Here is a 10,074-nt window from a genome sequence, read left to right as displayed (position 1 = left end):
TCTCGGGTTTTTTTGATGGGCGAAGACGTGGGTCATTATGGCGGTTGTTATGCGGTGTCTAAAGGTCTGCTCGACGAATTTGGCGCGCAGCGGATTATTGATACTCCCCTTTCGGAATCGGGATTTGTTGGCGCCGGTATTGGGGCCGCAATTGGAGGTATGCGACCGATCGTTGAGATAATGACAGTTAATTTCAGTCTCCTTGCACTGGATCAAATTATTAATAATGCCGCAACCTTGTGTCATATGTCTGGAGGGCAGATTTCGGTGCCGCTGGTTATCCGTATGGCTTGCGGTGCAGGCAAGCAGCTGGCCGCTCAACATTCGCACAGTTTCGAAGGAATATACGCACATATACCGGGCCTTAAAGTACTTTATCCCGGTACCATTGAAGATGCCCGTTATATGCTTAAAATGGCACTTGCTGATCCTAATCCAGTCATTATCTTTGAACATGTGATGCTCTATAACCAAACGGGGACGTTACCGGAGTCCGCGAACATAGCGCCAATGGAAAAAGCGGTGATCCGCAAAACAGGCAGCGATCTATCCATTATCACTTGGGGCGGCTGTTTATATAAAGCGATCCAGGCAGCAGAGCAACTTGAGGCGCAGGGATTTTCTATTGAGGTGGTTGATCTGCGTTGTTTGCGCCCGTTAGATAGAGAAACGATGATAGATTCGGTGCGGCGCACCCATAAAGCTCTGATTGTTGACGAGTCATGGAAAAGTGGCGGCATGTCGGCGGAAATAAGCGCCACATTAGCGGAGCAAGCCCTTTGGTATTTAGATGCCCCAGTGCGCCGCGTATGCACCGTTGAGGTGCCAATCCCTTATCCGGATCATTTAGAAAAAGCATGCTTACCGCAAGTTGAACAAATCGTTGCCGTCGCACGAGAGATGTTAACTGACACCAATGCGACGACGGAGGGAACATTATGAGTGAAAATGTGCATGATTTAAACATGCCCTCCTTTGGCGCCGATATGGCAACAGGCACCTTAGTTGAATGGTTAGTTAAACAAGGTGACAGTATAAAACGCGGTGCGGTGATTGCGGTCATCGATACACACAAAGGTGCCATTGATTTAGATCTATTTGAAGATGCAATTATTGAAAAGTTATTAGTTGAAGAGGGAGAGCAAGTGACCGTTGGCACCCCCATTGCACGGTTACGTTCATTGAGTTCTCCTTCTGCCGCAACAGATACGCCAACAAACGAATCGCCATTAACAGAGAAGGAAATTATAGAGAGCGATAATGCGCTGGAGGTAAAGGAGGAAACAGATGATAAGGTGATACAAAATAGCGCTAATTTTATCTTAGCGACCCCCGCTGCGCGCGCTTATGCGCTAAAACATCGATTATCACTAGTTAACTTATCGGCTGCCAATAATAACCAAATCGTCACACTAACAATAGCAGAAGCTGCGCTTACGCAAACAGATGATTCTCCATCCACACGGACAACGGCTTCTGAAAAAAAAGCAACGGCGCAACACAGTAAAAGTGGCTTTGATAAAAACGCGATGCGTGAAGCAATTAGCGATACAGTCACGCGTTCAAAACAACAAATCCCCCATTATTATTTGAGTCAGCGTTTAGATATAAGCGCACTTGAGCAATACCTGCAAAGCCATAACGCCAACGTCCCTGCAGAGAGCCGCATCTTACTGGCGGCCCCACTGTTATGCGCGATCGCACGAACATTGATGAAAAACAAGCAACTTAATGGCATATACACAAACCATACTTTTGTTGCCAGCAATACGGTTAATTTAGCCAATGCCATTAATCTGCGCGGCGGTGGATTGGTTATGCCCGTTATTCACGATGCACAAACTTTGACAGCACAGTCGATAATGGAGCGACTCAAAGAACAGGTGGAACGTGCGCGTAGCGGTAGCTTACGTGTTTCTGAATTAAGCGATGGCAGTTGCACCGTCACCAGCATTGGCGAGCGCGGTGCGGAACAGATGTTTGCCGTTATTTACCCACCACAAGTTGCGATTATCGCCTTGGGCTCAGCGCATCAAGAAGCAATGGTCATTGATGGAATTGTGCAAGCTCGTTCAATAATAGAAGCCACTCTTGCAGCAGATCACAGAGTGAGCGATGGCCACATCGGCGCGCGGTTGCTGTATCAACTTAACCAACAATTGCAGAAACCTGAACAGTTATGGTCAATCGAAAACCCAGCAAGCGATGCATGAACGCAAGCCAATATACCCGGCAATACACAATTGGAGGATTTATGGACAATCGTGAAGTAAAAGATCTTATCCTTGAAGAGCTCGGCAATATAGCTCCTGAAATAGAGCCAAGTGAAGTGCCCGATAATGAGGATCTGCGTGAAGCGTTAGAGTTGGATTCAATGGATTTCCTGAATCTGGTTATTGCAGTCTCTAAACGAACACATGTCGCTATTCCAGAGGCCGATTATACGAAGGTTTTAACCCTAAATGATATGACCCGTTATGTCCTAAAGTTACTCGTTTAATCTCTTAACTTAAGGCTTACTCTATGCAGATTTAACAAACATTGTTTTGTTACAATGGCTCATCTGTATTACTTGTAAAAGGGATTAAAACGCAGAATCTAACAGCCACCGTCTACAATTTCATAAACGGGTGGATAATTATAATTGAAATAAAGTATGGCAATTGCATTTCAAGGAGAAATATTTCATTCACATGACCAAGGTCAGCCTCTCTATCTACGCCTTAAAATTTGTAAAGAAAAGATAATCTTTGTACAAAGACATTTCATTCCGTAATGAATTAACAGATAATCGCGGGCGTTCACCAACGTGAATAAATAACAGGTAATAATTACCTAATTTTTAACCCGGGTTCTTTAATAATTGTCAGCTCAGAACTTTCCACTTTTCTGCTGAGCGACCATCGTTTATTAAATGATCAATCGCCCTTGTTTATCTAATTGCACATTGCAGGAATTAGATTTTCTTATAGGGGGAAGAAAAAAGTGAGTTATAGCCATGAATACGCCGAGTAAATCTATACCTAATACAGAATCGATCAACACCTCCGCTTTTGCCTCTTTACTGGAAAAGCTATTCAAATTAGAAGCACATAAAACCAATATAAAAACAGAGATAATAGCGGGTATCACAACGTTTGTTACCATGGCTTATATCCTTTTTGTTAACCCAGATATTATGTCAATTGCGGGTATGGACTACCAAGCCGTATTTGTTGCAACAGCGCTCAGTGCGGCAATCGGCTGTATATTTATGGGACTTTATGCGAACTGGCCCGTTGGTTTGGCACCAGGCATGGGGCTAAATGCATTCTTTACCTTTGCGGTTGTTAAAGGCATGGAATATTCGTGGCAGGTAGCCTTAGGTGCGGTATTCATCTCAAGTGTTATTTTTGTGATCATGAGTGTCACCAAATTGCGCAGCTGGATTATTGATAGTATCCCAGCGAGTTTACGTTATGCGATGACAGCAGGTGTTGGTCTGTTTCTTGGCATCATCGGCTTAAAAGCCGCTGGCATTATCGTAGCAAGTCAAGCAACACTTGTTACCATGGGCGACTTTCACGACCCTAAGGTCGTACTCGGCGCGCTAAGCTTTATCATTATTGCGGTATTGGCTTCACGTAAAGTATTCGGCTCGGTATTGATTGGTATTGTTGTTGTTACCGCAATCAGTTCGGTAATGGGGTTAGTGAGCCTACCCGATCAGGTTGTCTCTTTACCGACTGGTTTATCAAAAACGTTTATGCAAATGGATGTGATGGGCGCGCTTGATGTGTCAATGGTCAGTGTCATTTTAGCTTTTTTGTTTGTTAATATGTTCGATACGGCAGGCACCATGATAGGCGTCGCTGATAGCGCACACTTTTATAATAAAGAGGGTAAAATTGAAAATCTCAACAAAGCCCTTACAGCGGACAGTGTTGCCAGTGTTGTTGGCGCAGTAATTGGATGCCCACCGGTCACCACATATGTTGAAAGTAATGCAGGTATTGCTGAAGGCGGCCGTACAGGTTTAACCGCTGTAGTTGTCGGATTATTGTTTTTAGCGGCAATGTTCTTTGCGCCAATCGCACAAATTGTGCCTGGATATGCAACTGCTGGCGCGCTTATTTATGTTGCTTTCCTAATGGTTGGCAGCTTAAGTAAAATTAACTGGGATGAGTTTACGGACTATGTGCCAGCAGCAATCACCGCAATCATGATGCCGCTTACTTATTCAATTGCAGATGGTATTATTTTAGGTTTCCTATCATTTACTATCATCAAACATGCGACAGGTCGCTCGAAAGATGTTTCTTTGGGTATGAATGTATTGGCGGTTGTATTTATTGCTAAACTGGTATTTATTTAACTATTAAACTTAAGTTTTAAAGGAAAGCGTTTACGGCTCTTTTTATGGCTTGCGGCGCTGCATCATAGTATGCCAACTTAGCACTTAACCTGCACACCGGTCTCTCACTAAGTTGGCATTTCCATTTTAAATCTAACCCTTGTTTACTGCTGATGCTCTAAGCCCGCATATCCCCTATTAAGTCGAGCCAAATACAATTGAGTAGGTTTAAACTGTTTTATTGAAAATGGACGGTTTTCCATACCGAAACAAACAAAGCCCTGAGCAGCGGAAACGATTATGCAGCATGAAACTATTACCCCACTCTTGGCCCCATCGCCCGTACAAAGGGTTAATATGGCAGGTTTTACTTTTTTTATAAAACGAGACGATCTGCTCAACCCCTATTTTTCAGGAAATAAAGCACGTAAATTCGCTTATTTTCTCAATAATGATTTCCCTGCAATAAAAAAAATTATCGGCCATGGATCTGTTCAAGCTAATTCACTCTACCCACTGGCGGCGCTTGCTAAACTCAAAGGCTGGCAACTCGACTTTTATGTTAACAATATTCCCCGCTGGCTAAAACAATCTCCGAATGGTAACTATCGTGCTGCATTGGCCTTGGGGACAAATATAATCGAAGTAGATAAAAGCGCGCTTACCGAGGGCGCTAATCTGGACTCTTTTATGCGTTCAAAAGCTCAACAATTAGCACCCGATACGCTCTTTATTCCCGAGGGAGGGAGATCTAAAAACGCCAAACAAGGTATCGCAGTGCTAGCCGCAGAGATTCAACTTTTTTGCCAGCAGCAATCGCTGCAGAGTCCCATAATAATGCTGCCATCAGGAACGGGGACAACCGCTCTTTTTTTACAATCTTTATTGCCCTATAAAGTATTTACTTGTGCATGCGTAGGCGATAAGCAATACCTCACTCAGCAACTTTCAGAATTAGAGAGCGATCTCTCTGCTTGGCCGACAATATTGCCCAGCGCAAAGAGATACCAGTTTGGTAAACTCTACCCTGAATTTTATCAAATATGGTTGCAGCTAAAGCAGCAAACGAACATTGAGTTTGATCTCCTTTATGATCCTTTAGGCTGGTTAACACTCTTAGCATATTTGAAGAAAAAGCGTGTGGATCAACCCATTATTTACATTCATCAGGGCGGATTAATCGGCAATGAAAGTATGCTGCCGAGATATCAGAGAAAACAGACTAGACAATGCTAGAGAGCATAGATTATTATTTGTTCTTATAAAATAAAAAATACAATATTATATATACTAACGTCCGCTACCCTTTTCGCGATTATTTCATTCGCTAACCAATGAGATAAGTGCCTCTACTATAAGGTTTTACTATGTTTACCCGCTTTAATTTATCGTTCGGATTAAGTATTATTTTCGCTTTGCTATTAGCTGTACCTGTTGCGGCAAACGCATACCCGATTCCAGAAAATGGTGCGCGCTTAATTGGATCGCATGAATTATATAAAGTAAAAACGGGAGACTATTTTCATTCCATAGCGCAGTCCTATAATATCGGCTTAATCGCGTTGATGGATGCAAATCCCGGTATCGACCCTTTTTTACCCCCTCCAGGCAGCTTACTGAAAATACCAAGCAGCATGTTATTACCAGATGTCCCCTATACAGGCATAGTTATAAATTTACCCGAACTGAGATTGTATTATTTTGAAAAAGACAGCAATACAGTTCATGTTTTTCCTGTTGGCATAGGCCGTCAAGGCAGATCAACCCCAGTAATGCAAAGTAAAATAAAAATAAGAATTAAAAATCCAAGCTGGACACCGACACAAAAAATCAGAGCCGACTATTTAGCGCAACATGGTAGAGAGCTGCCACCTGTCGTACCTGCAGGAAAAGATAATCCACTGGGAGATTATGCGCTACAACTGGCATTTGGTGATGGTAGTTACTTAATCCATGGCACCAATCAAAATTTTGGTATAGGTATGCGTGTAAGCGCGGGTTGTATTCGCATGAATCCTAAAGATATCGCTTGGCTATTTGAACAGGTTGCTGCCGGCTCTCCGGTTAGGATAGTTAATCAACCGATCAAAGTATCAACAGAGCCAAATGGCGAAAATATACTTGAAGTACATTCCCCGTTATCAGCAAATGAAAATAAAAGAGAAGATAATTTAATTTGGGTGGGTGATATGGTTAAATTTAAAAACCGCGATAAAGTTAATAACCGCAAAGTTAGAGAAGCCTTGTTAGCGCCACAAGGATTACCGGTTAACGTGGATATATAAGATAGAAGTAATAAGTGGTTTGGCTAACTTAATGCCAAACCACAATTAATTAGCTATATAAAAGATTATTTTTTATATGAAGCTGCAATGCTATCGATTCGTGCATTTGCACGTTCCGCTTCCATTGCCGCGGCTTTTGCTCTTGCTGCAGCTGCCTGTGTATCTGCTTGCATTTTTTTGTGATCAGATGCTAGTCCATCTACTTTTGCAGATAATGCGCTTACTTGATTGGTTAAACTGCCAACACTCTTTTCTAACTCAGCATTATTTGAACAGCCGCCAAGCAAAGCTGAGGCTACGACAACACCAGCAATAAGTAATTTGTTATTCATTGTAATACCTCTCAATTGATCAGGAAACGAAAATGTACATTTTAATATACATTGCTAAGTATGTCAGAGGTTTATGAATTATCAAACTAAGTACTCGTTTTTTAAGTCATTTATTGACTTATTTTACACAATTAATGTAATTAAACGTTTATTTTCCCAAATCACAAGGAAAAAAGGGCCAAGCCTCCCTCTCGCACAGTTCAAATCCTTCAATCATTACACTTTATTCTCCTTGTAAGGAGCGCGATCGTACGCTGATAAAAAATCCAAGCCCCTATCCCAGCCATACAGTTTCCAATCAATGCACCGATAAAAAGTCCTCTCATTTCTGCAAGTTGCGCACCTAACCATAAACAAGGCAAGAAAAAAACAAATAAGCGTAAGGCGGAAATAAGTAAAGCATCCCCTGATTTTGCTAGCGCATTTGAAACAGAAACCATCAGCATGCAGATCCCCAGAGGCCCTAGACTAAATGGCACAAACATAAGATGCCAGTTAAGGATCCGTTCAACAGTCGTTTCACTGGTCATTAAGTTGGAAAGCCACGAAGAAGATAATAAAGTAAGCAACGCAACCAGTAGCTGGGATCCTAAAATGAACTTACAGGCAATGCTGACTAACTGACGGATTTCAATGATTTTTCCGGCGCCAAGCAGACGGCCAATCATCGGTGGCATCGACATCGTCAGGGCAAGCACAGCGACAATAGCAAAAAATTCGTAACGAGATGCCAGCGCCCATGCGGCAACAGAAGCCGTGCCATATCCGGCAATCAGTTTAGTGGCAAATATGGCGGAGAGCGGAGGTAACAACTGACTTATCATGGCCGGCCCCATAATTTTAGCAATGGCATTTAAGCTGCTGTTTAAATCTAACCCGTGCCAGTCAAAACTGACCCAATGCTGCTTCAACACCCTCGGCGCAACAACTAAAAGACCGCAACTAAAGGCGATAATAGAAGCAACAGCGGCCCCCTTAATACCCAAATCAAAAGTAAAGATAAAGAGAGGATCAAGTAGCAAGTTCATGATGCTGGTCACCATCATCATAGTGCCGGGTAGCAAGGTATTACCATTGGCACGGCAGACACTGTAATAGAAGTACAATACAGCACCAACCCAGGCACTTAGCAACCAAAAAACCCAATATTCATCGATCACCGCATACACAGACTCTGGCGCACTTAACATAGCTAAAATAGGATGACGGAGCAGCCACAAACAAACGCAGATAAAAGCGACGCCCACAGTCCCCATCATCAAGACCAAGCCTCCAAGTTGTTTTGCATAAGTGATTTTATGGCCGCCTAATGCGCGCGCGATAATAGCTGTAGTGGCAATGCCCAGACCGACCTGAACACCAATAATAATCATCTGTATCGGTAGGGTAAAACCTTGGGCGGCAAGAGGAAGCACACCAAGTTGGCCGATAAATGCACTGTCCACTAATTGAAAACTCATTAAGGAAAGAACGCCAAGCAGCATAGGCCAAGTCATTTTTAACAACTGACGAGACAATGAATCATCAGCCTGTTGTGTTTTTGTAGATAACATAATTGGGATTCGTTTTATAAGTTAATAAATACAATTGCAAGCGAAAAAAAAGGAAACCTATGCATCACAGATATCACAGTAAAGCTGATCCGCCAGCTGCTGCAGGATATCAGCTTCAGGGTGCGTATGCGCAAACGTTCTCAGCCCATAGATTCCCATCACAAAATAGCGGGCCAAATGTGCACTTTTTTTCTCGGTTATCAGCTCGCCAGATACTTTAGCTTGTGCAAACAACTCAGCCAATGACTGTTGCCAGTCGCTCAGATTACTGGTGATAATAGCGCGCACCTCTTCATCCTGCCCGGCTATCTCATTGAGGGCTTTGGTCAGTAGACACGCTTTAGCCGCATCACAGCTTAGACACTCACTGACAATATGATCGAGATAGATTTTAAGTGCGCTTAATATAGGTTGCGAACCGTCAAAAAACGCTTGGAATTCAATCTTTGTATCTTGCCTGTATTGATCTAAAGCCGCTAATAATAAGCCACGTTTATTGTCAAAAGCGCAGTAGATAGAGCCAGGATGCAACCCTGTTACTTTACTCAAATCCTGCATACTCGTTTTTGCATAGCCTTTGTGCATAAAGGCAGTCATCGCCGATCGCAATACTTTTTCTTTGTTAAATTCAGGGGTTCGCATTAGTTTTTATACTCTTTTATCAGATCAAATAGATCATACGCATTTTTAAAGGATTGTTCAAAATAATAGTTGAATAAACATTCAACTAAAAGTATCTTGAATAAACATTCAAAATAAAGAGAGCGCCATGACTGATAATTTGTTTCAACCTTTTGCACTAAATAAGACGATTAATCTTAACAATCGTATTTTGATGGCTCCACTTACCCGCTGTATGGCCGATTCAGAGCTTGTGCCCACACAAGCTATGGCCGATTATTACAGCCGCCGCGCGGAAGCAGGCCTTATTATTTCAGAAGCGGTAATTATTCGCCCGGATGGTCAGGGCTATCCCAATACACCGGGACTGTTTACAACTGCGCAGATAGAGGGATGGTTGAAAGTGACCAATGCGGTGCATAGTAATGGCGGTAAAATATTTGCTCAACTATGGCACACTGGCCGTGTCGCTCACCCGCACTTCTTTGGCGACGGAGATGTGATCGCGCCATCGGCACTGGCCGTTTCGGGCAGCGTGCCGCGCATGCGCGAATTAACCTATCAAGTGCCTAAAGCCGTCACGGCTCAAGATATTGAGCAACTCGTCAATGATTATGCGCAAGCCGCTGCCAATGCGCTTGCCGCCGGCTTTGACGGCGTCGAAATTCATGGTGCAAACGGTTACCTTATCGACCAATTTCTGCACTATGATAGTAACCAGCGTAATGATCAATACGGTAATACCCCAGAAAACATGTCTCGTTTTGCATTAACAGTGGTTGATGCTGTGAGTGCTCGCATCGGTAGCCAAAGGACGGCCATCCGCGTTAGTCCAGCCGCCTATTTTAATATTAAGCCGGATAATCGCGATCGTGCCGTCTTTGATTATTTATTGAATCAATTGGAGAAACGGGATCTGGCTTTCCTGCATATCGGTATTTTTGACGACA

10 protein-coding genes are annotated in these 10,074 nt (G+C 43.0%); 7 read left to right on the top strand and 3 right to left on the bottom strand.

The window, feature by feature from the left end; all coding sequences use genetic code 11:
- The 6 genes from ACJAT7_RS15790 to ACJAT7_RS15765 form a co-directional block, all read left to right on the top strand.
- On the top strand, positions 1-942 hold a 942-nt coding region (locus tag ACJAT7_RS15790; RefSeq protein WP_415227763.1), incomplete at its 5' end, for an alpha-ketoacid dehydrogenase subunit beta.
- Positions 939-2,213 carry a dihydrolipoamide acetyltransferase family protein gene (locus tag ACJAT7_RS15785; RefSeq protein WP_415227762.1) on the top strand — a complete coding sequence of 425 codons (1,275 nt, stop codon included), beginning with the start codon at positions 939-941 and terminating at the stop codon, positions 2,211-2,213. The genes ACJAT7_RS15790 and ACJAT7_RS15785, both read left to right, overlap by 4 nt.
- 41 nt (positions 2,214-2,254) lie before the next feature.
- Positions 2,255-2,500, top strand: coding sequence for an acyl carrier protein (locus ACJAT7_RS15780; protein WP_415227761.1), 246 nt, complete (start codon positions 2,255-2,257; stop codon positions 2,498-2,500).
- Between the two features lie 498 nt (positions 2,501-2,998).
- A complete protein-coding gene (locus tag ACJAT7_RS15775) occupies positions 2,999-4,354 on the top strand; it encodes an NCS2 family permease (RefSeq protein WP_415227760.1) in 1,356 nt (451 codons plus the stop codon).
- Between the two features lie 279 nt (positions 4,355-4,633).
- A complete protein-coding gene (locus ACJAT7_RS15770; RefSeq protein WP_415227759.1) occupies positions 4,634-5,569 on the top strand; it encodes a 1-aminocyclopropane-1-carboxylate deaminase/D-cysteine desulfhydrase in 936 nt (311 codons plus the stop codon).
- A gap of 131 nt (positions 5,570-5,700) precedes the next feature.
- A complete protein-coding gene (locus tag ACJAT7_RS15765) occupies positions 5,701-6,618 on the top strand; it encodes a L,D-transpeptidase family protein (RefSeq protein WP_415227758.1) in 918 nt (305 codons plus the stop codon).
- Positions 6,619-6,683: 65 nt separating this feature from the next.
- Here ACJAT7_RS15765 and ACJAT7_RS15760 read toward each other — a convergent pair whose 3' ends face one another.
- The 3 genes from ACJAT7_RS15760 to ACJAT7_RS15750 form a co-directional block, all read right to left on the bottom strand.
- Positions 6,684-6,950 (bottom strand): Lpp/OprI family alanine-zipper lipoprotein, encoded by a 267-nt coding sequence (locus ACJAT7_RS15760; protein ID WP_415227757.1) that lies wholly within the window; start codon positions 6,948-6,950, stop codon positions 6,684-6,686.
- A 209-nt stretch (positions 6,951-7,159) separates the two neighbouring features.
- The gene (locus ACJAT7_RS15755) at positions 7,160-8,503 is read right to left on the bottom strand and encodes an MATE family efflux transporter (protein WP_415227756.1); all 1,344 of its coding nucleotides are present in this window, start codon (positions 8,501-8,503) and stop codon (positions 7,160-7,162) included.
- Between the two features lie 57 nt (positions 8,504-8,560).
- Positions 8,561-9,145 carry a TetR/AcrR family transcriptional regulator gene (locus ACJAT7_RS15750; protein WP_415227755.1) on the bottom strand — a complete coding sequence of 195 codons (585 nt, stop codon included), beginning with the start codon at positions 9,143-9,145 and terminating at the stop codon, positions 8,561-8,563.
- A gap of 127 nt (positions 9,146-9,272) precedes the next feature.
- Here ACJAT7_RS15750 and ACJAT7_RS15745 point away from each other — a divergent pair.
- Positions 9,273-10,074 (top strand): alkene reductase (locus ACJAT7_RS15745; protein ID WP_415227754.1); only part of this gene is annotated, 802 nt, incomplete at its 3' end.

Origin of the sequence: Psychromonas sp. (assembly GCF_047632995.1) — a bacterium.
In the GTDB taxonomy this organism is placed as follows: Bacteria; Pseudomonadota; Gammaproteobacteria; order Enterobacterales; family Psychromonadaceae; genus Psychromonas.
Note: the sequence above shows the minus strand (reverse complement) of the source record. Positions and strands in the feature narration are given on the sequence as shown.

Excerpts from the sequence above, each read along its gene's own strand:
- ACJAT7_RS15785 (WP_415227762.1), top strand. The coding sequence starts at position 939 with ATGAGTGAAAATGTGCATGATTTAAACATGCCCTCCTTTGGCGCCGAT.
- ACJAT7_RS15780 (WP_415227761.1), top strand. The coding sequence starts at position 2,255 with ATGGACAATCGTGAAGTAAAAGATCTTATCCTTGAAGAGCTCGGCAAT.
- ACJAT7_RS15775 (WP_415227760.1), top strand. The coding sequence starts at position 2,999 with ATGAATACGCCGAGTAAATCTATACCTAATACAGAATCGATCAACACC.
- ACJAT7_RS15770 (WP_415227759.1), top strand. The coding sequence starts at position 4,634 with ATGCAGCATGAAACTATTACCCCACTCTTGGCCCCATCGCCCGTACAA.
- ACJAT7_RS15765 (WP_415227758.1), top strand. The coding sequence starts at position 5,701 with ATGTTTACCCGCTTTAATTTATCGTTCGGATTAAGTATTATTTTCGCT.
- ACJAT7_RS15760 (WP_415227757.1), bottom strand. The coding sequence starts at position 6,950 with ATGAATAACAAATTACTTATTGCTGGTGTTGTCGTAGCCTCAGCTTTG.
- ACJAT7_RS15755 (WP_415227756.1), bottom strand. The coding sequence starts at position 8,503 with ATGTTATCTACAAAAACACAACAGGCTGATGATTCATTGTCTCGTCAG.
- ACJAT7_RS15750 (WP_415227755.1), bottom strand. The coding sequence starts at position 9,145 with ATGCGAACCCCTGAATTTAACAAAGAAAAAGTATTGCGATCGGCGATG.